A 24641-nucleotide genomic window follows, 5' to 3' on the forward strand; every position below is an offset into this window, starting at 1 on the left:
ATGGCTTCCAGTTCAACGGGTTTCAATTCGGGCCTCGATATCGGCAAATCCTATTATGTCGCCACCGCCAATCCGGCGCCGGACCATCCGGCGCTGGTCGGCGATGTCGAAGCCGACCTGGTGGTCGTCGGCGGCGGCTGCACCGGCCTGTCGGCCGCCCTTCATGCCGCCGAGCGCGGCCTGAAAGTGGTGCTGCTCGAAGGCGGCAAGATCGGCTGGGGCGCTTCGGGGCGCAATGGCGGCCAGATGATCCCCGGGCTGCGCAAGGGCGCCAAGGGGCTGGTCAAGCTCTATGGGCCGCAGCGGGCAAAGGTGCTGTTCGATCTTGCCTTCGAGGCACGCGGGCTGGTGCTCGATATCATCGAGCGCCATGCCATCGATTGCGATCTCAGGCTGACTGGCCATCTGGTCGGCGCGGTCAACGGCTCCGATCTCAGAGATCTCGAGGAAGAGGCTGAGTGCCTGGCCACGGTGATGAAGTTCCCGCACGCCGAAATCCTCTCGGCGGCGGAAGCCCGAGCCAAGGTCGACACACCCTATCATGGCGCCATGTATGAGCCGCTCGGCGGCCACATGCATCCGCTGAACTACACGCTCGGCCTTGCCCGTGCCGCTATAGCCGCCGGCGTCACCATCCACGAGAATTCGGTGGCCGTACGGCTTGAGCGCGAGCCTTCGATCCGGGTCTCGACGGCAAAGGGATCGGTGCGGGCAAAACATGTCGTGCTGGCAGGTGACGCGCTGCTCAATGGACTGGAGCCGCGCGTCAACAGCCGCATCATGCCGGTCGGCAACTACATCGTCGCCACCGAGCCGCTGGAGGGTAAGCGCAATGTCATCCCGGCCAATGTCGCGGTGTCCGACACGCGTTTCGTCGTCAACTATTACCGGATGTCGGCGGATGGACGCCTGCTGTTCGGCGGCGGCGAGCGTTACACGCCGTCACCGCCGGCCGACATTGCCGGCTTTGTGCGGCCGCATATGGAGGCCACCTTTCCGCAACTTCAGGGCTGCCGCATCGAACACGCCTGGGGTGGGTTGGTGTCGGTGACGACGTCGCGACTGCCGCATGTCGGGCACTATGGCGAGGTCTATTTCGCGCATGGCTATTCCGGCAAGGGCGTCATCCTGTCGACGCTGTCCGGCAAGCTCCTGGCCGAGGCGATCACGGGCGACGCGTCGCGGCTCGATCTGTTCTCGACGCTGACCCCGATGCCGTTCCCCGGCGGCACGGCGCTGCGCGGCCCGCTCTATGTGCTGGGCATGCTGTGGTACGCGATGAGGGATCGTATCAAGCATTGAAGAGCGTTCGTCAGCTGGGCCATCGCGTATGAGAGGCCCCCTCATCCGGCCGCTTCGCGGCCACCTTCTCCCCGAGGGGAGAAGAGGCTGTCATCAACGCTGGCGATCTCCTCTCCCCTCGGGGAGAGGTCGGATTGTCCCGAATTGCCCTTTGCAATTCGGTTGGCAATCCGGGTGAGGGGGCACTTGCTCATGTGCGACTGCTAAACCACAAAAAAATCTTCAATCCGCTGCCTAGCTCCAACCAGCACCGGCAGTATTTCCCGCTCCATCCCCGCGACCGAAAAACGCGCCGACTGGGTCGAGACGTTGATGGCCGCGACCGTGCTTCCTGCGCGGTCGCGGATCGGCACGGCGATCGAGCGCAGGCCGAGTTCCAGTTCCTCGTCGACGATGGCGAAGCCGTCCGCTTTCGCCTTGCCGATGGCGCCGGCCAGCAGGCGGACATCAGTGATCGTCTTCGGCGTCCGCCTCTCGATTGTTGCCTGGCCGAGGAACGTGTCCAATTCCCGAGGGGTGAGGCCGGCAAGCAGGATGCGTCCCATCGAGGTGCAGTAGGCCGGCAGCCTGGTGCCGACATCGAGCGACACGCTGAGGATGCGCCGGCCGGGAATGCGGGCGACATAGACGACATCCTGCCCTGACAGGATCGCCGCTGAGCAGGCCTCGTTCAATTGCGTCGCGACAGCCCGCATGATGGGCGCGGCGAAAGTCCATAGCGAGGCGCCGCCGAGCCAGGTGCGGGCAACCGTCAGCAAGCGCGGCGAAAGCGAAAACACGCGGCCGGCCTGGGTGGCGTAGCCGGTGGCGACAAGCGTCAGCAGGAAACGGCGAGCGCCGGCGCGGGTCAGGCCTGCTTCCTCGGCCATTTCGGTCAGCGTCATGCCTGAGGGATGGCGGGCCAGAATCTCCATGACGGCAAGGCCGCGCTCGAGCGAGCCGACATGATCACGGGAAACAGCCTCTTCGTCCATCTTGTCTCCGCGGACCGACATCGGCGTCAGGATTGACTCCACGCCTCCGCTTAGCATAGAAAGTATCACATACAAAACATATGTTCGCAATACGAACTTTTTTGAACCCGGAGCCGATGCGATGGTCAAGTTCCTGCCGCTCAAACAGGCCGTCGCGGAGAATTTGAACGATGGCGACACGGTTGCCTTCGAGGGTTTCACCCATCTGATCCCGACGGCGGCGGCGCATGAGGCGATCCGCCAGGGATTTCGCGATCTGACCCTGATCCGCATGACGCCGGACCTGATCTACGACCAGATGATCGGTATGGGCATGGCAAAGAAAATCATCTTCTCCTATGTCGGCAATCCCGGCGTCGGCCTGCTGCGCCGCGCCCGCGATGCCATCGAGAACGGCTTTCCGCGCTCACTCGAAATCGAGGAGCACAGCCATGCCGGCATGGCCAACGCCTATGAGGCGGGTGCTGCCGGCCTGCCTTGCGCGGTGTTTCGCGGCTATCGCGGTGCTGGTCTCGCGGCGGTCAACCCGAACATCAAGTCGGTGACCTGTCCCTTCACCGGCGAGGTGTTGGCGGCTGTGCCTTCGATCCGGCCGGATGTCACCTTCATCCATGCCCAGAAGGCCGACAGAAAAGGCAATGTGCTGGTCGAAGGCATCATCGGCATCCAGAAGGAAGCGGTTCTGGCGGCCAAACGTGCCGTGGTGACGGTGGAGGAAGTCGTCGACAATTTCGACGATCTTCATCCCAATCTGACCGTGCTGCCGCGCTGGACGATCGCGGCGATATCGGTCGTGCCCGGTGGCTCGCACCCGTCCTACGCGCATGGCTACTATGCGCGCGACAATGCCGCTTATCTCGAATGGGACGAGATCGCCGCCGACCGCGAAAAATTCCAGGCGTGGATGCAGGTGAACGTCATCGAGAAGAGCGCCGACGATTTCGCGGCCCGGGTCGAACATCTGAGGAAAGCGGCATGAGCGACAATCCATTGGGTTTCACTCCCAACGAGATGATGACCATCGCCGCCAGCAGGGCGCTGCGAAATGACGATGTCTGCTTCGTCGGCATCGGCGCGCCATCCGCCGCGTGCAATGTGGCGCGGCTCACGCATGCGCCTGACATCACGCTGATCTACGAGAGCGGCACGATCGGCACGGCGCCCGACGTGCTGCCGCTGTCGATCGGCGACGGCGAATTGTGCGAAACCGCAATCACCACCGTCGCGGTGCCGGAGATGTTCCGCTACTGGCTGCAGGGCGGCCGCATTTCGATCGGCTTCCTCGGTGCGGCGCAGCTCGACAAGTTCGGCAACATCAACACCACGGTCATCGGCGACTATTTTCACCCGAAGACCAGGCTGCCCGGTGGCGGCGGCGCGCCAGAGATCGCGACGTCGTCGAAGGAGATCTACATCACCATGGCGCAAACCAAGCGCGGCATGGTCGAGAAGATCGACTTCTTCACCTCCTTCGGCCATGGCGAAGGTGGTGATCATCGCAAGCGCCTCGGCATCGACACAGCCGGACCGACACTGCTGATCACCGATCTCGCCATCTGGAAGCCGGATCCGGTGAGCAAGGAATTCACGGTCGTGTCGTTGCATCCCGGCGTCACGCGCCAGCAGGTGAAGGACACCTGTGGCTGGGTGGTTAAGTTCGCCGAGGCGCTTGACGAAACGCCGCCGCCAAGCGAACTCGAACTCACGACATTGCGCGACCTGCAGGCCCGCACCAAGGCGGCGCATGCGGGAACCGGAAAAGAGAAAGCTGCTTAGCATGGCCGAGGCCTATATCTGCGACTACATCCGCACGCCGATCGGCCGCTTCGGTGGCTCGCTGTCTTCGGTACGATCAGATGATCTCGGCGCCATACCCCTGAGGGCATTGGTCGAGCGCAATCCCGGCATCGACTGGCAGGCGATCGACGATGTCGTCTATGGCTGCGCCAACCAGGCCGGCGAGGATAACCGCAACGTGGCGCGCATGGCGCTGCTGCTGGCAGGCTTGCCCAAGGAGATTCCAGGCTCGACGGTCAATCGCCTGTGCGGCTCCGGCATGGATGCGCTGACCATCGCCGCTCGCGCGATCAAGGCCGGCGAGGCGGAACTGATGATCGCCGGTGGCGTCGAATCGATGAGTCGTGCGCCTTTCGTCATGCCCAAGGCCGACGCGGCGTTTTCGCGCAACGCCGAGATCTACGACACCACCATCGGCTGGCGCTTCGTCAACCCATTGATGAAGAAGCAGTATGGCGTCGATTCGATGCCGGAAACCGGCGAGAACGTGGCAGAAGAGTTCGCCATCTCCCGCGCCGACCAGGATGCCTTTGCCGTGCGCAGCCAGGACAAGGCGGTCGCGGCACAAGCCAATGGCCGGCTGGCAAAGGAGATTACCCCGGTGACGATCCCGCAGCGCAAGGGCGATCCGGTCGTCGTCGCGAAGGATGAGCATCCGCGCGCGGGCTCAACGGTCGAGGCTCTGGCCAAGCTGCCGACGCCGTTCCGGCAAGGCGGCACGGTGACGGCCGGCAATGCCTCCGGCGTCAATGACGGCGCGGCGGCGCTGATCGTTGCTTCCGAAGCGGCCGTGGAAAAGTATGGGCTGACGCCGATCGCCCGCATCCTCGGCGGTGCCGCCGCAGGCGTTGCGCCGCGCATCATGGGCATTGGCCCGGCGCCGGCGACGCAAAAACTGTGCGCGCGGCTTGGGCTGACGCCGCAACAGTTCGATGTCATCGAGCTCAACGAAGCCTTTGCCTCGCAGGGCATCGCCGTGCTGCGCCAGCTCGGCATTGCCGAGGACGCGGACCACGTCAACCCGAATGGCGGCGCCATCGCGCTTGGCCATCCGCTTGGCATGTCTGGCGCCCGCATTTCCGGCACGGCGGCGCTGGAGCTGCGCGAGCGTGGCGGCCGTTATGCGCTGGCAACCATGTGCATCGGCGTCGGCCAGGGCATCGCGATCGCGCTCGAACGGGCCTAATCGGCGACACTCTCTTGGCCGGCTAAGATCAAGAATCCGGTGCGCGGTCAAATTTGACCACGTGGACAAAAGTTCGGCGCCGTTCCATAGTTCCTCGTCTGAATTTTTTCACGAACAGCCGGCTCGACACGGCTGTCGAACAGAGGGGAATGCAATGGAAAATCGAAAGAACAGATTCCAGATAAAGCGCGAAGGGCTTTCGCGACGCAGCGTGCTGGAGCTGGGCGCGCTTGGGCTGGCCGCGGCCATGCAGCCGGGCAGTGCTTTTGCCAAGGACAAGAAGCTGAAGGTGGCGGCAATCTTCGCCACGCCGATCGAGGAGCCGTGGGACAACCAGATCCACGTCGCCTTGCAGAAGGCCGAGAAGGAACTCGGTATCGAGTACAAATGGTCGGAAAAGGTGCAGACCGCCGATTTCAGCCGCGTCATGCGCGAATATGCGCAAGGCGGCTACCAGCTGGTGCTGGGCGATGCCTTCGCCGCCGAGCGTGAATCGCGCCGTACCGCCAAGCAGTTCCCGAAGACCGCCTTCCTGTTCGGCTCGGGCGCCGGCCCGGCGGAACCGAACTTCGGCGTCTTCGACAATTGGATCCACGAACCCGCCTATCTCTCGGGCATGATCGCCGGCAAGATGTCGAAGTCGGGCACGATCGGCGCCGTCGCGGCGATGGGCATTCCGGAAGTGAACCGGCTGGTCAACGCCTTCTTCGCCGGCGCGAAAGAGGTCAATCCGAACGTCAAGAAGAAGGTCGCCTTCATCGGCTCGTTCTTCGATCCGCCGAAGGCCAAGGAAGCGGCCGTCGCGCAGATCGACGCCGGTGTCGACGTCATCTATGCCGAGCGCTTCGGCGTCATCGAAGCGGCGGTGGACAAGAAGATCCTTGCCATCTCCAACATGTCCGATCAGTCGAGCCTCGGCCCCGACACGGTGATCACCGGCCCGGTCTGGGACATGTATCCGACGGTCGAACAGGCGATCAAACTGGTCAAGGCCGGCGTCTTCACCGCGCAGGACTATGGCGACTTCTCGCGCATGGCCAAGGGCGGCTCGCATCTGGCGCCCTACCACAAGTTCGACAAGACGCTGCCGGCGGACGTCAAGGAACTGGTCGAGAAGAAGAAGGCCGAGATACTGGAAGGCAATTTTCGCGTCGACGTGGATGAGAACACGCCGGTTTCGGATTGAGGTCTGGTCTTAGGGTTGGTGCTAGGCGCCCCCCTCTGTCCTGCCGGACGTTCGTCATTTGGAAAGCCAAGCAATTGGCTTTCCATCCGCTTTGCGGACCATTCCTCAACCCCCTCAAGGGGGGAGATTGGCAGGTTCGTTGACGGTGCTGTTCTTCCGGCCGGAAATTGGCGAAAGCCGAAATGACATCCGATCTCCCCCCTTGAGGGGGAGATGGCCGGCAGGCCAGAGGGGGGTGCAGCGCATCCCTCTCAATCAAAGCTGAACCGCAAAGCCCAACTCCGATCAGGAGCATCCTTGCCCTTGCCCGCCCCCCTCATCGAAATGCGCGGCATCACCAAACACTTCGGCGCCGTCAAGGCGAACGAGGCTGTCGACCTTAGCGTCGCGCCCGGCGAGATCCTCGGGCTGCTGGGCGAGAATGGCGCCGGCAAGACGACGCTGATGAACGTGCTGTTCGGCGCCTATGCGCCCGACGCGGGCGAGATACTCATCCAGGGCCAACCAATCAGGATCACCAGTTCTGCCGATGCGCTGGCCGCCGGCATCGGCATGGTGCACCAGCATTTTCATCTCGCGCCAAGGCTGACGGTGCTGGAAAACCTTTTGATCGGCATTCCTGGCAAAGCGGGACGGATCGACCGCGCCGGCGGGCTGGCGCGGCTGGCAGAGATCGGCCGCCAGCACGGGCTGACGCTCGATCCCGATCTTCCTGTTTCGGCACTGTCGGTCGGGGAGCAACAGCGGCTGGAGATCGTCAAGGCGTTGTTTCGCGGCGCCAGGCTCTTGATCCTCGACGAGCCGACGGCGGTGCTGGCGCCGAGCGAGGTCGACGGGCTGTTTTCGGCGTTGCGGTCGATGGCAGCACAAGGCCTCGGCATCATCTTCATTTCGCACAAGCTCAACGAGGTGCGGGCGCTGACGCATCGCTGCACGGTGCTGCGGCATGGCCGTGTCGCCGGTCGCGTCGATGACCCAGCCAACACGACGTCGGCCGCCATGGCGCAACTGATGTGCGGCCATGAGATCGTGCCGCCGGCGCGGGGACCGTCGACGCCCGGTGCTGCGGTGCTGACCCTCGACGGCATTTCGACCTCAAAGCATTCGGGCACGCCGCTGCGCGACGTATCGCTTGCCGTGCGCGCCGGCGAAATCCTCGGCATTGCCGGGGTTTCGGGCAATGGCCAGCGGGCGCTGGCGGAGGTGATCTCCGGGACACGTGTGCCCGATGCCGGCCGGATGACGATTGCCGGCCAAAACGTCTCGCGCTTCTCGCCACGCGAGGTGCAGGCGCTCGGTCTCGGACGCATCCCGGAAGATCGCATGACGACCGGGCTGGTCACCAACCTGCCGCTGGCCGATTCGATGGTGCTGCCGCGCATTGGCACGGCTGCGTTCAGCAGCAGGGGCCTGCTCAAGCCCGATGCGATCCGCGCCTTCGCTGAGGCGCAGATCAAGGCTTACGACATTCGCTGCCCTGGACCGATGACCCGTGCCGGGGCGCTGTCCGGCGGCAATCTGCAGAAGGCGCTCTTGGCACGCGAACTGGCCTTCGATCCGAAGGTTCTGATCGTCTCGCAGCCGACGCGCGGCCTCGACATCGGCGCGGCGCGCTTCATCCACGAAAAGTTCCTCGACATGCGGGCCAAGGGCTGCGGCATCGTCGTCATTGGCGAGGATCTGGAAGAGCTGCTGGTGCTCTGCGACCGCATCGCGGTGATGTATGAGGGCCGCATCGTCGGCACGCTCGACAGCGCCGATGCGACGATCGCGCGGCTCGGCCTGATGATGACCGGGGCGGAGGGAAGAGCCTAGATGGACCTTCTGGCGGCGCTGACCCCCACCCCAACCCCTCCCCACTGTTTGGACTGGGGACATCGCGCTTCTGTCCTCGAATGGCATCCCGAATCCCCTCGCGCAAAAGGCGCAAAACTGTTCGCGATGTCCTCGCACACCTGTTCGCGATGTCCCCAGTCCAAACACTCACAAGGGGTAGGGGGATGCTGCCGCGCGCCGTTCACCCAGCTTCCGAGCCCAGACTTCTGCTATTTTGTCATGGTCAGCGCCTGCGAGAGTTCCCCTCCCCCTTGTGGGGAGGGGCTAGGGGTGGGGGTCCCTCTTCGTCAGAATCCTTGTTCGACAGACCGAACAGAGGGTGCCGCCTAATGTTCCGCCTGGAAGTCCGCACAAGCACCCCCGCCTGGTTCAACCTGGCTCTGCCGCTGGTGGCGATCGGCGCCACACTTGTCCTGTGCAGCGGCCTCATCGCGCTGGCCGGCGCCGGCGTGCTCGAGGCCTATGGTGTGATGTTCACGGCTTCGCTCGGTGACAGCTACGCGATCACCGAAACGATGGTGCGAGCGGCACCGATGATCTTCACCGGACTGGCGGTGGCGGTCGCCTTTCGGGCCAAATTCTGGAACATCGGCGCCGAGGGGCAATTGCTGGCCGGTGCCGTGGCCAGCTGCTTTGTCGGCGCCATTCCGATGCCAGGGCCGCTTGCCATGCTGTTGATGGCGGTGGCGGGTGCCGCCGCAGGGGCGGCGGTGGCGCTCGTTCCAGCCACACTGCGGGTGAAATTCAGGGTCGACGATGTCGTCAGTTCGCTGCTGCTCAACTCGGTCATCTACTACGCGCTTATGGCGCTCATCGAAGGACCGTGGAAGGATAGTTTCAGCGGCTATCCGATCTCGCCGCCGATCGAGGATTCGGCCAATTTTCCGGTACTGCTCGAAGGCACGCGGCTGCATCTCGGCGTCGTCGCGGCGCTGATCGCGGCACCGCTGATCTGGTTCCTGATCGTGCGCACGACGCTCGGCTTCAGGATCAGGGTCACCGGCGAAAACCCGGAAGCCGCCCGCTATGGCGGCATCCATGTCGAGCGCGTGCTGATCTCGACGGCGCTGCTGTCCGGTGCGCTGGCTGGGCTGGCCGGCGTCGGCGAGGTCGGCGGCGTGCATTTCCAGGTGATGAGCGACATCTCGCCGGGCTACGGCTATTCCGGCATCGTCGTTGCCATGCTGGCGCGGCTCAATCCGCTCGGCGTCGTGCCGGCGGCGATCTTCCTCGCCGCCGTGATGACCGGCGCCGAAGCGATGTCGCGGGCGACCGGCGTGCCGGCCTTCCTCAGCGATGTCATCCAGGGCACCGCGTTGCTTGCCATGCTGGTGGCGCTGCTGTTCACCGCCTATCGCATCCGCCGCGTCGGGGTTGTCCGATGAGCGCGGTGTTCGAACAGATCTTTCAGGTCGGCTTTTTGGCCGCGATCATCCGCATCGCCACGCCGCTGGCTTTCGCGACGCTCGGCGAAATGTTCTCCGAGCGGGCCGGCGTGCTCAATCTCGGCATCGAAGGCATCATGCTGTTGTCGGCGATGACCGGCTTCACCGCGACCAGCCTCAGCGGCAGCTTGTGGCTCGGCGTGCTGGCGGCGGTGCTGACGGGCATGTTGATGGGCGCGCTGCATGCGCTGTTCACCGTGGCGCTCGGCCTCAGCCAGCATGTCTGCGGCATCGGTGTGACGCTGTTCTCGTCGGGCCTCGCCTATTTCCTCTACCGGCTGATCTTCGGCCAGCAATCGGTGCCGCCCAGCATCAAGGGTTTTCAGACGCTGCCGATCCCGGTCCTCTCCGACATTCCGGTACTCGGGCCGGCGGTATTCAACCAGTTCGCGCTGGTCTATATGGCGATCCTGGCCATTCCGCTTGCCGCTTTCGTGCTCTACCGCACGCCATGGGGCCTGTCGGTGCGCATGGTCGGCGAAAACCCGCGCGCCGCCGATTCGGCCGGTGTCAGCGTCATCGCCACACGCTTCCAGGCGGTTGTCCTCGGCGGCGCGCTGATGGGGCTGGCCGGCGCCTTCCTGTCGATGGCGCAGTTCAACGCCTTCACCTTCGGCGTCGTGTCGGGGCGCGGCTGGGTGGCGATCGCGCTGGTGGTCTTCGGTCGCTGGGACCCGTGGCGCTCGGCGGGAGCCGCGCTGCTGTTCGCCTTCGTCGATGCGTTGCAGCTGCGCATGCAGGCCAGCGGGCTCGGACACATCCCCTACGAGGCGTTCCTGATGCTGCCGTTCATCTTCACCATCGTCGCCATGGCGGTGATGTCGCGCAATGCGGTGGCGCCGTCGGCACTGCTCAAGCCGTTTCGGAGGGAGGAACGGTAGCAAAGCTTGGGTTCCTCGCCCCCGCAAAGCGGGAGAGGTGGCCGCGAAGCGGTCGGAGAGAGGTCTGCGACGCTGGCGAGTTGTCGCCGAAGCACGGCAAGGTCGAGCCATTCCCCCTTTCCGTCTCGGCTTCGCCGAGCCACCTCTCCCCCACACTTGTGGGGGCGAGGAACCCGCATCCTGCCAAGTTCGCGCCTTCTTTGAGCGTTTCACATCGCCGTAAAGCCGTTGTCGACGAACAGATGCGTGCCGTTGACGAAGCTCGACTCATCGCTGGCCAGGTAAAGTGCCGCCCTTGCCACCTCTTCCGGCTCGCCGATGCGGCCCTGCTGCGCGGCAAGCGCCGCGTCCGAGACGTCGACGCCGAGCCTGCCGAGGTCGGCGACCTCGCGCAGGCCGTGCGGCGTGCGGATGAAGCCGGGGCAGACTGCGTTGCAGCGGATGTTACGGTCGCGGAACTCGACGGCGATGGCGCGGGCGAACATGTGGCAGGCGCCCTTGGTGGTGTCGTAGAGCACTTCGTTGGGAGTCGCCGCCACCGCCGAGATGGACGAGGTGCAGACGATAGAGCCGCCGCCCGCCGCAATCATGCCGGGCAGCACCGCGCGCGTCATCAGGAACATCGAGCGCACATTGACGGCATGCAGCCAGTCCCATTCCTGCACCGTCGTCTCCAGGAAAGGTTTTATCACGATGGTGCCGGCGTGGTTGAACAGCACAGTGACAGGGCCGAGCTTTTCCGTCGCGCCCTTCACGGCAGCCTCGACCTGAGCCTCATCGGAGACGTCGGCGACAAAATGCTCGGCTATCTGCCCCCGCGCGCGTATCGCCGCAGCAGTGGCTGCGGCCGTTTCGCCGTTACGGTCGATGATCGCCACCTTGGCACCTTCGGCGGCGAACAGCTCCGAGGCTGCTCCACCCATTCCCGTCGCACCACCCGAAATGATGGCGACCTTGCCGGCCAGTCTCGTGCCCATTTTCCGCTCCCTTGTTGGATGATTTCATGTTTGCTGATTGGGCAATGCTATCCCGCCCGCTTCGGGCGGCCAATGCACGAATGGGCGCAGCGAGACAAGGCCAACGCCGTTCAAATGCCAAGGCGAAACGGCCCTCTCAGCAAGCCAGTACCAATTTGCACCCGAACAGAAGAAAATTATTCTGCCTATCGCCAAAAAATAGCAATCGACAAAGTCTACAAGTTTTATAGATTAACCGGCGAGACGGAGGTCGATATGTCCTATATCCAGAACGCTCAGACGGATCGCAGCGGCCAGAGGTTGGCCAATGCCCAGACCTTTCGCCCGGCCTATGCCGGTGCCTTCGCCTATGTCGTCTTTGCCCTTGCGTTTGTGTTCACCGGGGCCGTTGTTCTGGGTCTTATTCCCTGAGACGTCAGATCGACCGGGGTTAGCTGCCCTTCCAGCCAATCGGAGTTGAATGAACCGAATCCTCGGTGCGTTTTCGCGCGCCTGACAGAACGGAGGACATGGCAATGCCGATCGAGTTCACACATGTTCCCGGCAAGACCGCCGACGCCGCAGTTCCCTTTTTCTACGACTTTGCCGAGACGGCGACCAAGCTCGGGCTGATCGAGGATGGCGGCTTCCGCAAGATCGTCGTCGACGATTCGGCCGGGTTGCTGACCAATATGGATCTCGCTGCCCAGGTGCTCGACCGCACCTTGTCGCTGGAAGTCGTCCTCACCCACTGGGCAGGCGTGGTCGAACCGACCGTGGCGGCCCGCCAACTGGCGTCGATCGACAGGAAAAGTGGCGGACGTCTGGCGCTGAGGATGATCAGCGAGCCGCTGAGCGACGACGATGCCGAAACACGGCCGGTAGGGCACACCGTGATCTGGCGGCGCATCGACGAATATCTGGTGCTGCTGAAGCGGCTGTGGTCGAACGACCGGCCCTTCGACCATGAGGGGACGTTCTACAGCATCAAGGGCGGCTATGTGCCGCGCAAGGGACCTCACGGCGCTGACCTCATCATCCGCATGGGTGGGCAATCCGGAACGGCGCTCAAGGTGGCCGGCCGGCATGCCGATGTCTTCGAACTGACGCCCGGCTCGATCGACGAGGTCCGACAATTGATGGAACGGGTGCGCCGCGCCGCCGCCGAACATGGCCGAGCCGGCAGGCTGCGCTTTGCGCTTCCGGTCCGGATTCACCAGGGCGCCTCCGCCACCGGCCACAAGGCGGTCGACCTGTCGGGTCCACCGGCACAGGTTGCCCTGTCGCTGCTTGCTTATGCGGCTCTCGGGATCGACGAATTCATGATAGTCGGCGTCGACACGCCGCGCGAGATCGCGACGATAGGCCGGGAAACGATCGCGCTGTTGCGCAACTCCTTGGCGCGTCGCGAGGCGGAAGCGTTCCAGCCTGGGGCGTATGCGGCTCGTGCTGGGCTGGAGACGCGCGCAACGGGCTGAATTGCGTTGCGGAACGAAAGCTATTCCGTAACGTCGCGATCCTTCACACCCCCCTCTGTCCTGCCGGACATCTCCCCCGCAAGGGGGGAGATCGGCTACTTCAGCGTTCCGCTGATTCCTGCACCGTTGGAGATTGGCGAAAGCCGGAGTGACATCCAATCTCCCTCCTTGCGGGGGAGATGGCCGGCAGGCCAGAGGGGGGTGCTGTCCCGCCGGCATCGGGCTTGATGTTCTAACTCGCCCTGCCGGACAACAACGACAGGCCTTCAATGACGGCGGCTGAATCTGCCAGCGTGCCAAAAACACCGTCTTCGACCGTCACCATGTGGAGCGCCGCCTCGTGCGCTTTTTGGTCGCCGCTGGCACAGGCATCGGAAATCGTCAGGCATTGAAAGTTGCGGTCGCAGGCTTCGCGCAGCGTGGTGTGGACGCAGACATCCGTCGTGCATCCGGAAAACATGAGATGCGTGATGCCTTGCGCGCGCAGGACGAGCTCGAAATCCGTATAGGTGAAAGCGCTGTTGCAGGTCTTGTCGACGATGATGTCCTGCGGCGCCACGTCGATCTCCGGAACGATCTGGAACCCCTGGCCCGAGCGCAGCAGGATTTCGGTACCTTCGAGCCCGGCGCGCTTGCGGCGCCATTTTTCGTACGGCGTCATATCGGCCATGTCGGCCCGATAGCCCTGCCTGGTGTGGATGATCTTGACGCCGGCCTTGCGGGCGGCTGACATCAGCCGGCTCACGGTCGGCAGGATCGCCCTTAGCGGCGAAAGGTCATAGCCCTGCTTGGCGAAGTAGCCCGTCGTCGACAGGAAATCCTGCTGCAGGTCGATGACGACCAGCGCGGTGTTTTCGGCAACCAGCCTGCCGTCATAGGGGAAGTCAAAGGGCGTTGCCTTGATCATTTTTGGCTCCCTGCTTTGGGCAGACCATAGTGGATCAACGCGACGACACCAGATGCTGGGCGTCATGCAATCGCCGGTAGATGCCGCCGGCGCGGAGCAGTTCGCTGTGCGAACCCTGTTCGACGACGCCCGACTCCGAGACGACGACGATGCGGTCGGCACCCCGGATCGTTGCCAGCCGGTGCGCGATGACCAGGGTGGTGCGGCCCTCGGCAAGTTCGGCCAGCGACTTCTGGATTTCGCGTTCGGTCTCGGTGTCGAGCGCCGATGTCGCCTCGTCGAGGATCAGGATCGGCGGGTTCTTCAGGAACATGCGGGCAATCGCCAGCCGCTGCTTCTGGCCGCCGGACAGTTTTACGCCGCGCTCGCCGATGATCGTGTCATAGCCGGCCGGCAGGCCCGATATCATGCCGTCGAGTTGCGCCCGCCGGGCGGCCTCCGCGATGGCCTCGTCGGAGGCGCCGAGACGGCCATAGGCGATGTTTTCGCGGATCGAGCCGCCGAACAGGAACACGTCTTGCTGGACAATGCCGATCTGGCCGCGCAGCGAGGCCAGCGTCATGTCCCTGATATCGGTGCCGTCGATGCTGATCCGGCCGGCGCTGACCTCGTAGAAACGCGGCAGCAGCGAGCAGATGGTGGTCTTGCCGGCGCCGGACGGACCGACGAAAGCGATGGTTTCGCCGGCGTGGATGGCGAGGTCGATGTCCGTGAGCACCGGCTTGCCGTCGCCATAGCCGAAGCTCACACCGCGATATTCGATGTCGCCCTTGAGATCGCTCACGGTCACGGCATCTGGCTGATCGGCGATGTCGGGTTCGGTGTCGAGCAGCTCGGTGTAGCGGCGAAAGCCGGCAATGCCTTTCGGATAGGTTTCGATCACCGAATTGATCTTCTCGATCGGCCGCACGAAGACGCCTACCAGAAGCAGGAAGCCGACGAAGCCGCCATTGCTCAATCCCCCAGTGATGACGAGATAGCTGCCGGCGATCATGACGACGAGCTGGATCAGCCGGATGCCCATATAATTCAGCGAATTGCTGGCCGACATGATGCGGTAGGCGTCGAGCTTGGTCTGGCGGTAGCGCTGGTTGTCATGCGCGAACAGCGTGCGCTCATGCTCCTCATTGGCGAAGGCCTGGACGACGCGCATGCCGCCGACATTCTCCTCGATGCGGACGTTGAAATCGCCGACGCGCCGGTACAGCGCCTGCCAGTTGCGTTCCATGCGGTCGCCATAGCGCATCGTCACCCAGGCGATCAGCGGCACGATCACCGCCGTGATCAGCGCCAGATGCATGTTGACCGTGAACATCAGCACGAAGGCGCCGGCGAACGTCATAATGGCGATGAACAGGTCCTCCGGGCCATGATGCGCGATCTCGCCGATCTCCTCGAGATCCTTGGTGACGCGGCCGACGAGATGGCCGGTCTTGTGGTTGTCGTAAAAACGGAAGGACAGTTTCTGCAGATGGTCGAAGCTCTTGCGCCGCATCTCGGTCTCGATGTTGATGCCGAGCATGTGGCCCCAATAGGTGACAACCGCCATCAGCACCGTGTTGAGCAGATAGATCACCAGCAGCCCGGCCGACGCGATGATGATCAGCGTCCAATCCTGCCGCGGCAGAAGCTGGTCGACGAAGGTGCGCACCGCCATGGGAAAACCGAGTTCGAGCAAGCCGGCCAGCACCGCGCAGGAGAAATCGAGCGCGAACAGCCCCTTCCAGGGCGCGTAGTAGGAGAGGAAACGTCTGATCATCGAGGTGAACCGCAAGCTGTCTTGATAGGCGCGGTGATCGCACCGGCCGTCATCGGTGGGCGCTGCTTACAATCGGCAGCGCATGAGCGGCAATATGCCAGGGCGGACTTCATTGTTTGCCTTTCCACATCAGCGCCATGAAATAGGGACCGCCGACGAAGGCGGCGATCAGGCCGGCCGGCACCTGCCAGGGAAAGATCAGCGTGCGGCCGGCCCAGTCGGCGGCGACGAGGATCAGCCCGCCTGCTATGGCCGAGGCCAGAATCTGCGGCACGGCGCGGCGGAAGCCGAGCATGCGGGCGAGGTGCGGCGCCATCAGGCCGACGAAGCTGAGCGGACCGATGACCAATGTCGCCGTAGCGGTGGCAAGGGCCGTTAGGACGAGCAGCATGGCGCGAACCCATCCCAGCCGCAGGCCAAGGCCACGCGCGGCGGTTTCGCCGAGCGGCATTATATCGAGCCAGCGCGCCGTAAGCGGCGCCAGTGCAAGAACCGCGACCGCGACAGTTGCGGCGGTAATGGCATCCATAGGCGTTGCGCGATAGGTCGATCCAGACAGCCAGGCGAGCAGGAAGTCCATGCGCGGATCGCCGCTGGCCAGAAGTAGCGCGGCGAAGGCGGATGCGACGGTCGCCACGGCAACGCCGGCAAGCAGCAGCCGCTCCGGCGACAGTGCATTGCGCCGCCCGGCCAGCACAACGATCGTCAGCGCCAGCAAGGCGCCCGCGAGCGCGGCGCCGAGCATTGCCGTGCGGTCGAAGCCATCGGTCAAGAGCAGCAACGCCAGCACGCCGAAAGAGGCGCCGCCGGAAATGCCCAGCACTTCGGGTGCTGCCATCGGATTGCCGGTCATGCGCTGCATCAGCGTGCCGGCGACGGCAAGCAAGACACCCGCCGACAGAGCAACGACGACGCGAGGCGCGCGCAGGGCGAGCAAGTCTGTCAGATCCGCAGATGCAATCCAATGCCAACCGCCTGCGCCGCGGCCGAAGCCGATGGCGACAGCAACCGCGAGGATCAGCACCAGCAGGCCTGCGATCAACGGCAGTCCGTTTTTCGATAGGCGCGCGGACGACACGATGTCCGCCTGTCCTTCGGGGGTGGTTCGCATCCGTGGCAACAGGAACAGCAGCAGCGGCGCGCCGAGCAAGGCGGTTGCGGTGCCGGCGGGCACTTCCCCGGCGAAGGGCAGATGCTGCACCAGCCGGTCGGTGAGCCAGAGCAGGGCGGCGCCGACCAGTGGCGACCAGATCATGCGGCGGGCAAGGGTGCGCGCTCCGGCCAACCGCACCAGTGCCGGGGCAGCGAGCGCGACGAAGCCGATGACGCCGACCTCGGCGACGACCAGCGCGCTGAGGGAGACGGCAACAGCCATGCCGGCAAGACGAATGACGGCCGGCCGGGTGCCGAGCGATGCGGCGCCGTCGTCGCTAAGATCGAGCAGGCGGAGCGGTCGCCAAAGCAGGAACGCGGCGCAGATGCCGGCCAGCAGCCACGGCGCCAGAACAACGACCGCCGCGTCGCCATTCTGCACAAGCGAGCCGCTCTGCCAGATGAACAGCTCCTCTGTGTATTCGCGGTTGAGCGCCATCAGCAGCGCGCCGGCCGAACCGAAGGTGAGGCTGACGACGAGCCCGGCGATGATGATCGACACCGGCGAGAAGCTGCGCCCGCGCGCCAGTGCGAAAACGGCTGATGTGGCGACCGCGCCGCCGGCCAGCGCCACGCCTTCGCGACCGCCTTCCAGCAGCCATGGTGCGTAGAGGGTGGCGGCCGCCAAAGCGAGGCTCGCTCCGGCATTGGTGCCGATCGTGGTCGGCTCGGCCAGCGGGTTGCGCAGCACATGCTGCATGATGACACCGGCCAGACCAAGTGCCGCGCCGGCCAGCATGCTGACAGCGATGCGCGGCAGGAAGGCATAGCGATAGAGAAGCTGTGCCGGATCAGACGTGTCGGGGGCGTTGAGCGCGGCCCACCACAGATCCGTCGGCAGAAGGTGGATGAGATCGAAGACGGTCAGCGCCAGGGCGAGCGCCGCAGGCGCGGCCGCCAGCAGGACAAGCGCGCCGATGCCGTCGCGTTGTCGCGGCAGGGACATAGCCTGAGAAATCATGCCGCAGCCATGAACTCGGCGAAACGCCCGGCAGCAGTGAGACCGCCGAACGGCCAGACCGGCGGAATGGTCCGCACTTGGCTGTTCCGGACGCAGGGGAGATTGGCCCAGAGCGAGCTGCGGGTGATCCTGATCCTGACGTGCGGTGGGATCGGGTCGAGCGAGATCAGTTGCGCTTCGCCGACGGCGACCAGTTCCTCGATGCCGACCGTCGAAAAGCCCCATTCATTGGTGGCGCCGGCCCAGGCGTTGACAAGGCCGAGCCGGTCGAGGACATCCTGCAGCAGGCTGCCGGCGCCATAGATACGAACATGCCGGTCGTCGAACATGCTGACGACGCAGACCGGTTTTTGCACCGCCCGCTCCAGTGTGGCACGGGCTTGCGCGATCGAGGCTTCGATGCGCGAGACAAGGTTTTCTGCTTCCACCTTGCGACCCAGCAACTCGCCGAGCTGCAGCGTCACCTGTTGCGCTTGCGGGTAGGGTGCGACCTTGCCGCTGTAGAACGGCACGTTGAAAGTCGGCGCCAGTCTGGTGAAGCTGCTCTCGTCCAAGCCATAGCCATAGGCGCCGACGATCAGGCCGGGCCGCAATTCCCTGAGCAATTCGAGATTGGGTTCGCCGCGCGACCCCAGATCGATGGTGGCTTGCGGCAGTGCCGGACCCTGCACCCAGTCGCCATAACCCTTGGTATCGCCGACGGCGAGCGGCGACAGGCCGAGCGAGACCACCATTTCGGCGGACGTCCATTCCAGGCAGACGATGCGGACAGGCGCGGCGGCGCGTGCCATGCCGCCCGGCAGGGCGAGACCGGTGGCCGCGAGGCCGGCAAGACATTGGCGCCGCGTCAGCGGCGCTATCCCGGCCCGGCCGGTCACGTCGGCGTCACCATGTGTATTTCACCGAGCCGTTGATCCTGCGGCCTTCGCCGTAGAAGCAGCCGAAGCCGGAGGAGAAGCAAGAGGCGACGTAGCGTTTGTCGAACAGGTTGCTGACGTTGAGGCCGAGCGTGGCGTTCTGCCAGGTGTAATGCACCGCCGCATCGGCAAGCATGACCGATGGAACCTTGAAGCTGTTGTCATCGTCGCCATAGGTCGAGCCGACGTAGCGGACGCCCGCGCCCAGCCCCAGGCCCTCCAGGCGGCCGCTGCCGAAGGTGTAGTTCGCCCACAGCGACGCGGAATGCGTCGGCACGCCGAAGGGCGTATTGCCCTCGTTGCTGATCGAACTGCCGTTGTCGTCGACAACAGAGGTCGCCTTGGTGATCTTGGTGTCGAGATAGGTGTAGGCCGCTCTCAGGTCGAGGCCGGAATTGAGGCTGGCAACGGCCTCGAGTTCGACGCCGCGCGAACGGATTTCGCCGGTCTGGAATATGTCGTCGGGCCGGCCCTCATTGCCGTAGCGCACGACGTTCTGCCGGGTCAGGTCGAAGGCCGAGACGGTGATGAAGGAGTTCCAGCCGATGGGCTGGTATTTCAGCCCGATCTCGTACTGTCTGCCAGTCTCGGGCACGAACAGATTGCCGTCGCTGTCGGCGCCAGCCACCGGTTGGAACGATTCGGAGTAGCTGACATAGGGTGCCAGGCCGTTGTCGGCGAGATAGACGAGGCCGGCGCGACTGGTGAAGGCGTTGTCCTTCTGCGGGGCGAGGAAATCGCCGGCCAGATTGTCGTGGACCTTCGCATCCGACCAGTCCTGGCGGCCACCCAGGGTCAGCCGCCAGTTGCCGAGCTTGACCTGGTCCTGCGCATAAAGGCCGACCTGCTGCTGGGTGGTGTCGGTGTCGGTGTAGGTGTAGGGCGCCAGATCGGTGACCGGGCTGCCATAGACCGGGTTGAAGATGTTGAGGTTGTCGACAACCCCTTCGGACGCATAGTCGCGATAGGTGTAGCGCTTGTAGTCGAGACCCATCAGCAGCGTATGGGTGAGCGGCCCGGTGTCGAAATCGGCCTGCGCCTGGTTGTCGATGGTCACACCGCTGAGCTTGGTGCCGCCGGCATCGGCATAACGGGAATAGTCGCCGGCATCATTCAGAAGGCCACCGCCGAAGACGCCCTCCTCGGTATGGGTGAGATGGACGTAGCGGGCATGCTGGCGGACCTGCCAGGTCTCGTTGAAACGGTGATCGAATTCGTAGCCGATCGACGCCTGGTCGTTGTCGTAGGAATCGAAACCCGGGTCGCCGACGAACATGCTGTTCGGCAGGAACTTACCGTCCTTGCCCGGCGTGATCGTGCCGTATGCCGGCAGATACTGCATCGCCCATCCGGAGCGGTCGCGCTGGTAGTTGGCGAGGATGGCCAGGCTGGTATCGGCATTGGGCTGCCAGGTGATCGCCGGCGCGATGAAGATGCGGTCGTCCTCGACGAAGTCGGTCTGCGTGTCACCCATGTGGGCGGCACCGGTGAGGCGGAACAGCAGCGACTTGTCGGCGTTGACGGCGCCGCTGAAATCGAACTTGCCTTCATAGCGATTGAAGCTGCCGCCGCCGAATTCGACCTCCCGCAGGTTTTCCTCGGTTGGCCGCTTGCTGACATAGTTGATGAGGCCGCCGGGGCTTGCCTGGCCGTAGAGCACCGACGCCGGTCCGCGCAGCACCTCGTAGCGTTCCGCACCATAGGAATCGAGCGCGGTGAACAGGGTGAAATTGCTCTCCTTGAGCTGCAGGCCGTCCTTGTAGAAGACGCCGTTGGCGTTCGAAATGCCGCGCAATTGCAGGCCGAGTCCGCGATTGTCGGTGCCGTAGAGATTGCCGGTGGCGCCCGGTGTGTAGCGCAGCGCGCTGTTCAGGCTGTCGACGGCCTGCGCTTCCATCTGGTCCTTGGTGATGACCGATATGGATTGCGGCGTCTCGATCAGCGGCGTGTCCGTCTTGGTGCCGGTGGAACCCTTGGTGGCAACGTAACCTTTGACCGGCCCGAAGGCGCTTTCGACACGTTCCTGGACGTTGATCGGGTCGAGCGTGGTTGCCGTGTCCTGAGCCGCTGCAAGGCCGCAGCTAAGCAGGGCCGGCAGCGACACCGTTGCGATCAGCAGGCGCTTGCGCGCGGTCCCGTCCTGCCAGATTGGTCCACGTGCTGAGATCATCCGGTGCACCCCTGTTTTCCGAATTTCGCGCCGATATAGCCGGTCACGACGATTTGTTGATCGTTGCAGTCATGTTCAATGTTGACTAGTAAGGTCATGTTTCATAGTCAACCGGACATCGGCCGCCGAAGGCCGGAATTTGGAAATGCGGGTGGCCGCACTGGAGAAAAGCCATGACCGTGGCTGGAATTGATGCCCAGACTGCCTTCCATATCGACGCGGTGCGCTTTGCCGTCGGCGAGCGGACGCTGCTCGGTCCGGTTTCGCTCGAACTGGAGCGCTCGCGCGTCTACGGGCTGATCGGCCACAATGGTTCGGGCAAGTCGACGCTGATCAAGCTCATGGCGCGCCAGCAGCCGGCAAGCTCAGGCGCCATCACTTTCGCCAGGCGTCCGCTGCCGCAATGGGGCGCCCGCGAGTTTGCCCGCGCGCTTGCCTATCTGCCGCAGACGACGCCGGCGGCGACCGGCCTGACCGTGCGCGAACTGGCGACGCTCGGGCGCTATCCCTGGCATGGTGCGCTTGGCCGTTTCCGTGCGGAGGACAGGCAGCATGTCGACGAGGCGCTGGTCCTGACCGACATGGAAGGTTTCGCGGATCGGCTGGTCGACGAATTGTCCGGCGGCGAACGCCAGCGCGCCTGGCTCGCCATGCTGGTGGCGCAGAATGCCGGCGTCATGCTGCTCGACGAGCCGATCTCGGCGCTCGACATCGCCCATCAGGTCGAGGTGCTCGGGCTGGTCAAGGACCTCAGCCGCAAACGCGACCTTTGCGTCGTCGTCGTGCTGCACGATCCCAACATGGCGGCGCGCTACTGCGACGAACTGATCGCACTGAAGGACGGCAAGCTGCTGACGCGCGGCACACCAGGCGAAATCATGCGCAGCGATGTGCTGAAAGGCATTTTCGGCGTGGAGATGGGCGTGTTCGCGCACCCCGTCACCGGCCAGCCTGTCGGCTATGTGCAGTGACGAGATTTGATGCGGTGGCGGGAAATGGAAAGCGGCCGGCCGCTGTGAGAACAAGGAAGAAGCTGTTGTCAAGAACTGGTTTGTGGGCGGCGTTGGTCGCATCCGTCATTCTGTCGGTCGGCAGCGCGGCGGCTCAGGAGCAACCGGCTGGTGCGGCCCCCACGATCGCCCCAGCAGCGCCCGTTGCACCAGCGCCGGTTGCACCGGCACCAACTGCACCGGCAGTCGCTCCGCCGGCCACGATGACGCCTGCGCAGCCAGGCGCTCAGCCGAACACAGCGGTGCCGCCCGAGTCCGCGCCCTCAACGGTGATGGAGCTGAGCTTGCCGCACGATCTGTCGCCGTGGGGCATGTTCATGGCGGCCGATATCATCGTCAAGGCGGTGATGATCGGGCTGGCCTTTGCCTCCCTCGTCACTTGGACGATATGGCTGGCCAAATCGCTGGAGATTTTCGGCGGCAAGCTGCGCATCCGGCGTGCCGTGCGGGCGATCGGCGACGCGGCCACGCTGAAGCAGGCCAGTCACGCCCTCGACCGCAGCGGCGGCCCCGGCGCGCTGCTGGTGCGGGCGGCCGAGGAGGAGACGGCACTTTCGGCCGGCGCGCTCGATCATGTTTCGGGAGACGGGCTGAAGGAACGGGTCACGTCACGCCTGTCGCGCATCGAAGCGGCGGCGTCGCGGCGCATGTCGCGCGGCACCGGTGTGCTGGCGACGATCGGCTCGACCGCACCCTTCGTCGGCCTGTTCGGCACAGTCTGGGGCATCATGAACGCCTTCATCGGTATCTCGCAGGCGCAGACCACCAATCTCGCCGTGGTCGCGCCGGGCATCGCCGAAGCGCTGCTGGCGACCGCGATGGGCCTTGTCGCGGCAATACCGGCCGTCGTCATCTACAACGTCTTTGCCCGCTCGATAGCCGGCTACCGGCAAATCCTCGCCGATGCCTCGGCGGGCGTCGAGCGGCTGGTCAGCCGCGACCTTGACTTCCGCACCGCCGCGCCGCCGGCTGCTCTGGCCGCGGAGTAGCGCCATGGCGAGCAGGATTCGACAGACCATGGATGACGATCTCGAGGAAAGCCACGAGATCAACGTCACCCCGTTCATCGATGTCATCCTGGTGCTCTTGATCATCTTCATGGTCGCGGCGCCACTGGCGACGGTGGATGTCAATGTCGACCTGCCGGGCTCGACCGCAACGCCCGCGCCGCGACCCGAAACGCCGCTGTTCCTGACGCTGAAGGACGATCTGACGCTGGCGATCGGCAACGACAGCGTGCCGCGCCCGGCTTTCGCCGCGACGCTGGACAGCAGGACAAAGGGCGACAAGCAGACACGCATCTTCCTGCGCGCCGACAAGGCGGTCGCCTATGGCGACCTGATGGAGGCGATGAACCTTTTGCGCGGCGCCGGCTATCTGAAGATCGCGCTGGTCGGCCTGGAGACGGCGCCGGCAGCCACCAGTTCCGCAGCGCCATGACGCAAGCGGTCGCCGTGCCCTCGGTCCAGTTGTCGCGCTTCGGCTGGCGCGACCTTGGCTTGTGGGCGGGGGCGGCCGCGCTGGTCCTTGGAGCGCATGCCGCGGTCGCCTATGCCTTGCAGAACTTCACGATGGTCACCGAAGCCGACGGCGGTCCGCCACCGGCCCAGGTGATCGAGATGGCGCCGATGGTGGTGATGCCGGCGGTGGAGGAACAGGTCGCCGCGCTGGACGCGGTGCCGCCCGATCAGAGCGAGCCGACGCCCGAAGAACCGGCCGAGAAGGCGGAGCCGGTCGTCGAACAGCCGGAAGCCGTCCCGCCCGACGAGACCGAGCCCACCCAGGCCGAAACGGCTGAACAGGTCGATCAGCTGCCGCCGGATGAAGTCGTTCCGGATATTGTCGAGGCCGTCACACCCGAGGTCGTCATTCCCTTGCCGCAGCCGAAGCCGGTCGAGGTGGTCAAGGATAAGAAACCGGTCGAGGCCAAGGCGAAAAAGCCTGTCGACAAGCCCAAGCCGAGGCCGAAGAAGGAGAAGGCGGCGCCGCCGAAGACGGTAGCCGCCGCCAGCGCCGATGCAAAGCCGGCGGCCAGGGCCGCGGCGCCAAAGTCGGCGGAATCGACGTCGCGATCCGGCAACTCCAGCAAATGGGACTCCCGTCTGGGGGCATGGATCAAGCGGCACACGCGCTATCCCAGTTCGGCCAAGGCCCGAGGCGTGGAAGGCAAGCCGTATGTCGCCTTCACGGTCGACTCGTCCGGCCGGGTCCTGTCCGCCAGGCTTTCTCGTTCCTCCGGAGATGCGGATCTGGACCGTGCGGCACTGGCCGTGCTGCAAGGCGCCACCGTGCCCGCACCGCCGCCGGAACTCGGCTCGCGCCTGAGCCGAACGGCACCGTTCGTGTTCAGCTTGCGCAACTAGAGCCGAACCTGATCAGGCCGCCGATCAATAGCTCAGCGACAGGCACATGGCTTCGACCTGTTCGAGATAGAAGCGGCATTTCGTGCGCAGGAGCCTGAGGTTCGGATCGTCGGCGCCGTTGATCTCGATGGTTTGCATCATGAAGTCGAAATGGGCGTGGAATGCGTCCACCGCGCCCCAAAGACTGTCGGCCTGGCAGCTATCGGCAATCGCCATCGAGACGAGTTGGCGAGCCTCGACCCGCGCGGCGTCGGGCGATGGCGGTCGCCTCGCGATCAACGCGTCGAGCCGGCTGAAAATGCTTTCCCTGGCATCGACGCTTCTGATGTTGGCAATCATGTTCATGTGCGGGTCCCCTTGG

Annotated in this window: 22 protein-coding genes; 14 read left to right on the plus strand and 8 right to left on the minus strand. The window is 64.6% G+C overall.

Going from position 1 to position 24641, the window contains the following annotated elements:
* A complete protein-coding gene (locus ACSQ3L_RS05555) occupies positions 1–1302 on the plus strand; it encodes an NAD(P)/FAD-dependent oxidoreductase (RefSeq protein WP_436159034.1) in 1302 nt (433 codons plus the stop codon).
* A 203-nt stretch (positions 1303–1505) separates the two neighbouring features.
* Here ACSQ3L_RS05555 and ACSQ3L_RS05560 read toward each other — a convergent pair whose 3' ends face one another.
* Positions 1506–2276: an IclR family transcriptional regulator domain-containing protein gene (locus tag ACSQ3L_RS05560; protein WP_436159035.1), complete on the minus strand. Its 771-nt coding sequence runs from the start codon at positions 2274–2276 to the stop codon at positions 1506–1508.
* Between the two features lie 121 nt (positions 2277–2397).
* Between ACSQ3L_RS05560 and ACSQ3L_RS05565 the strand changes: the two genes are divergently transcribed.
* The 7 genes from ACSQ3L_RS05565 (at position 2398) to ACSQ3L_RS05595 (ending at position 10607) form a co-directional block, all read left to right on the plus strand.
* Positions 2398–3255 carry a CoA transferase subunit A gene (locus ACSQ3L_RS05565; protein ID WP_436159036.1) on the plus strand — a complete coding sequence of 286 codons (858 nt, stop codon included), beginning with the start codon at positions 2398–2400 and terminating at the stop codon, positions 3253–3255.
* Positions 3252–4052: a CoA-transferase subunit beta gene (locus ACSQ3L_RS05570; RefSeq protein WP_436159037.1), complete on the plus strand. Its 801-nt coding sequence runs from the start codon at positions 3252–3254 to the stop codon at positions 4050–4052. Before ACSQ3L_RS05565 ends, ACSQ3L_RS05570 begins: the two co-directional genes overlap by 4 nt.
* A 1-nt stretch (position 4053) precedes the next feature.
* A complete protein-coding gene (gene pcaF, locus ACSQ3L_RS05575; protein WP_436159038.1) occupies positions 4054–5259 on the plus strand; it encodes a 3-oxoadipyl-CoA thiolase in 1206 nt (401 codons plus the stop codon).
* Between the two features lie 154 nt (positions 5260–5413).
* On the plus strand, positions 5414–6445 hold the full coding sequence (locus tag ACSQ3L_RS05580) for a BMP family protein (protein WP_436159039.1): 1032 nt from the start codon (positions 5414–5416) through the stop codon (positions 6443–6445).
* 303 nt (positions 6446–6748) lie between these two features.
* A complete protein-coding gene (locus tag ACSQ3L_RS05585; protein ID WP_436159040.1) occupies positions 6749–8260 on the plus strand; it encodes an ABC transporter ATP-binding protein in 1512 nt (503 codons plus the stop codon).
* Positions 8261–8610: 350 nt separating this feature from the next.
* Positions 8611–9666: an ABC transporter permease gene (locus ACSQ3L_RS05590; RefSeq protein WP_436159041.1), complete on the plus strand. Its 1056-nt coding sequence runs from the start codon at positions 8611–8613 to the stop codon at positions 9664–9666.
* Positions 9663–10607, plus strand: a complete 945-nt coding sequence (locus tag ACSQ3L_RS05595; RefSeq protein WP_436159042.1) for an ABC transporter permease — start codon at positions 9663–9665, stop codon at positions 10605–10607. Before ACSQ3L_RS05590 ends, ACSQ3L_RS05595 begins: the two co-directional genes overlap by 4 nt.
* Before the next feature lie 209 nt (positions 10608–10816).
* Here the strand turns inward: ACSQ3L_RS05595 and ACSQ3L_RS05600 are convergent, their stop codons facing one another.
* Complete coding sequence (locus ACSQ3L_RS05600) at positions 10817–11584, minus strand: SDR family NAD(P)-dependent oxidoreductase (protein ID WP_436159043.1); 768 nt, start codon at positions 11582–11584, stop codon at positions 10817–10819.
* Positions 11585–11656: 72 nt separating this feature from the next.
* On the opposite strand from ACSQ3L_RS05600, the gene ACSQ3L_RS05605 reads away from it, so the two are divergent.
* Together ACSQ3L_RS05605 and ACSQ3L_RS05610 are read left to right on the plus strand one after the other, a co-directional pair.
* Positions 11657–11995 (plus strand): hypothetical protein, encoded by a 339-nt coding sequence (locus ACSQ3L_RS05605; RefSeq protein ID WP_436159044.1) that lies wholly within the window; start codon positions 11657–11659, stop codon positions 11993–11995.
* Between the two features lie 104 nt (positions 11996–12099).
* Complete coding sequence (locus tag ACSQ3L_RS05610) at positions 12100–13041, plus strand: LLM class flavin-dependent oxidoreductase (protein ID WP_436159045.1); 942 nt, start codon at positions 12100–12102, stop codon at positions 13039–13041.
* Between the two features lie 232 nt (positions 13042–13273).
* Here the strand turns inward: ACSQ3L_RS05610 and ACSQ3L_RS05615 are convergent, their stop codons facing one another.
* From ACSQ3L_RS05615 to ACSQ3L_RS05635, 5 genes are all read right to left on the minus strand, one after another.
* On the minus strand, positions 13274–13948 hold the full coding sequence (locus tag ACSQ3L_RS05615; RefSeq protein ID WP_436159046.1) for a cysteine hydrolase family protein: 675 nt from the start codon (positions 13946–13948) through the stop codon (positions 13274–13276).
* A gap of 34 nt (positions 13949–13982) precedes the next feature.
* Complete coding sequence (locus tag ACSQ3L_RS05620; protein ID WP_436159047.1) at positions 13983–15707, minus strand: ABC transporter ATP-binding protein; 1725 nt, start codon at positions 15705–15707, stop codon at positions 13983–13985.
* 109 nt (positions 15708–15816) lie between these two features.
* A complete protein-coding gene (gene fhuB / locus ACSQ3L_RS05625; protein ID WP_436159048.1) occupies positions 15817–17805 on the minus strand; it encodes a Fe(3+)-hydroxamate ABC transporter permease FhuB in 1989 nt (662 codons plus the stop codon).
* Between the two features lie 11 nt (positions 17806–17816).
* Positions 17817–18698: an ABC transporter substrate-binding protein gene (locus ACSQ3L_RS05630; RefSeq protein WP_436159049.1), complete on the minus strand. Its 882-nt coding sequence runs from the start codon at positions 18696–18698 to the stop codon at positions 17817–17819.
* A 7-nt stretch (positions 18699–18705) separates the two neighbouring features.
* Positions 18706–20907: a TonB-dependent siderophore receptor gene (locus tag ACSQ3L_RS05635; RefSeq protein WP_436159050.1), complete on the minus strand. Its 2202-nt coding sequence runs from the start codon at positions 20905–20907 to the stop codon at positions 18706–18708.
* Positions 20908–21080: 173 nt separating this feature from the next.
* Between ACSQ3L_RS05635 and ACSQ3L_RS05640 the strand changes: the two genes are divergently transcribed.
* The 4 genes from ACSQ3L_RS05640 to ACSQ3L_RS05655 all read left to right on the plus strand — a co-directional run bounded on the left by ACSQ3L_RS05640 (position 21081) and on the right by ACSQ3L_RS05655 (position 24280).
* Positions 21081–21878 carry an ATP-binding cassette domain-containing protein gene (locus tag ACSQ3L_RS05640; protein WP_436159051.1) on the plus strand — a complete coding sequence of 266 codons (798 nt, stop codon included), beginning with the start codon at positions 21081–21083 and terminating at the stop codon, positions 21876–21878.
* Between the two features lie 65 nt (positions 21879–21943).
* Positions 21944–22906 (plus strand): tonB-system energizer ExbB, encoded by a 963-nt coding sequence (gene exbB, locus ACSQ3L_RS05645; protein WP_436159052.1) that lies wholly within the window; start codon positions 21944–21946, stop codon positions 22904–22906.
* 4 nt (positions 22907–22910) lie between these two features.
* Complete coding sequence (gene exbD, locus ACSQ3L_RS05650) at positions 22911–23357, plus strand: TonB system transport protein ExbD (protein ID WP_436159053.1); 447 nt, start codon at positions 22911–22913, stop codon at positions 23355–23357.
* A complete protein-coding gene (locus ACSQ3L_RS05655) occupies positions 23354–24280 on the plus strand; it encodes a TonB family protein (RefSeq protein WP_436159054.1) in 927 nt (308 codons plus the stop codon). Before exbD ends, ACSQ3L_RS05655 begins: the two co-directional genes overlap by 4 nt.
* Before the next feature lie 24 nt (positions 24281–24304).
* Here the strand turns inward: ACSQ3L_RS05655 and ACSQ3L_RS05660 are convergent, their stop codons facing one another.
* A complete protein-coding gene (locus ACSQ3L_RS05660) occupies positions 24305–24625 on the minus strand; it encodes a hypothetical protein (RefSeq protein WP_436159055.1) in 321 nt (106 codons plus the stop codon).
* Positions 24626–24641 lie beyond the last annotated feature (16 nt).

The organism is Mesorhizobium sp. LjRoot246, from assembly GCF_964254115.1.
GTDB lineage: Bacteria > Pseudomonadota > Alphaproteobacteria > Rhizobiales > Rhizobiaceae > Mesorhizobium.

Excerpts from the sequence above, each read along its gene's own strand:
- ACSQ3L_RS05605 (WP_436159044.1), top strand. The coding sequence starts at position 11,657 with ATGCACGAATGGGCGCAGCGAGACAAGGCCAACGCCGTTCAAATGCCA.
- ACSQ3L_RS05595 (WP_436159042.1), top strand. The coding sequence starts at position 9,663 with ATGAGCGCGGTGTTCGAACAGATCTTTCAGGTCGGCTTTTTGGCCGCG.
- ACSQ3L_RS05660 (WP_436159055.1), bottom strand. The coding sequence starts at position 24,625 with ATGAACATGATTGCCAACATCAGAAGCGTCGATGCCAGGGAAAGCATT.
- fhuB (WP_436159048.1), bottom strand. The coding sequence starts at position 17,805 with ATGTCCCTGCCGCGACAACGCGACGGCATCGGCGCGCTTGTCCTGCTG.
- ACSQ3L_RS05600 (WP_436159043.1), bottom strand. The coding sequence starts at position 11,584 with ATGGGCACGAGACTGGCCGGCAAGGTCGCCATCATTTCGGGTGGTGCG.
- ACSQ3L_RS05615 (WP_436159046.1), bottom strand. The coding sequence starts at position 13,948 with ATGATCAAGGCAACGCCCTTTGACTTCCCCTATGACGGCAGGCTGGTT.
- ACSQ3L_RS05570 (WP_436159037.1), top strand. The coding sequence starts at position 3,252 with ATGAGCGACAATCCATTGGGTTTCACTCCCAACGAGATGATGACCATC.
- ACSQ3L_RS05565 (WP_436159036.1), top strand. The coding sequence starts at position 2,398 with ATGGTCAAGTTCCTGCCGCTCAAACAGGCCGTCGCGGAGAATTTGAAC.
- ACSQ3L_RS05560 (WP_436159035.1), bottom strand. The coding sequence starts at position 2,276 with ATGGACGAAGAGGCTGTTTCCCGTGATCATGTCGGCTCGCTCGAGCGC.
- ACSQ3L_RS05610 (WP_436159045.1), top strand. The coding sequence starts at position 12,100 with ATGCCGATCGAGTTCACACATGTTCCCGGCAAGACCGCCGACGCCGCA.
- ACSQ3L_RS05555 (WP_436159034.1), top strand. The coding sequence starts at position 1 with ATGGCTTCCAGTTCAACGGGTTTCAATTCGGGCCTCGATATCGGCAAA.
- ACSQ3L_RS05655 (WP_436159054.1), top strand. The coding sequence starts at position 23,354 with ATGACGCAAGCGGTCGCCGTGCCCTCGGTCCAGTTGTCGCGCTTCGGC.
- ACSQ3L_RS05590 (WP_436159041.1), top strand. The coding sequence starts at position 8,611 with ATGTTCCGCCTGGAAGTCCGCACAAGCACCCCCGCCTGGTTCAACCTG.
- ACSQ3L_RS05635 (WP_436159050.1), bottom strand. The coding sequence starts at position 20,907 with ATGATCTCAGCACGTGGACCAATCTGGCAGGACGGGACCGCGCGCAAG.
- pcaF (WP_436159038.1), top strand. The coding sequence starts at position 4,054 with ATGGCCGAGGCCTATATCTGCGACTACATCCGCACGCCGATCGGCCGC.
- ACSQ3L_RS05640 (WP_436159051.1), top strand. The coding sequence starts at position 21,081 with ATGACCGTGGCTGGAATTGATGCCCAGACTGCCTTCCATATCGACGCG.
- ACSQ3L_RS05620 (WP_436159047.1), bottom strand. The coding sequence starts at position 15,707 with ATGATCAGACGTTTCCTCTCCTACTACGCGCCCTGGAAGGGGCTGTTC.
- ACSQ3L_RS05580 (WP_436159039.1), top strand. The coding sequence starts at position 5,414 with ATGGAAAATCGAAAGAACAGATTCCAGATAAAGCGCGAAGGGCTTTCG.
- exbD (WP_436159053.1), top strand. The coding sequence starts at position 22,911 with ATGGCGAGCAGGATTCGACAGACCATGGATGACGATCTCGAGGAAAGC.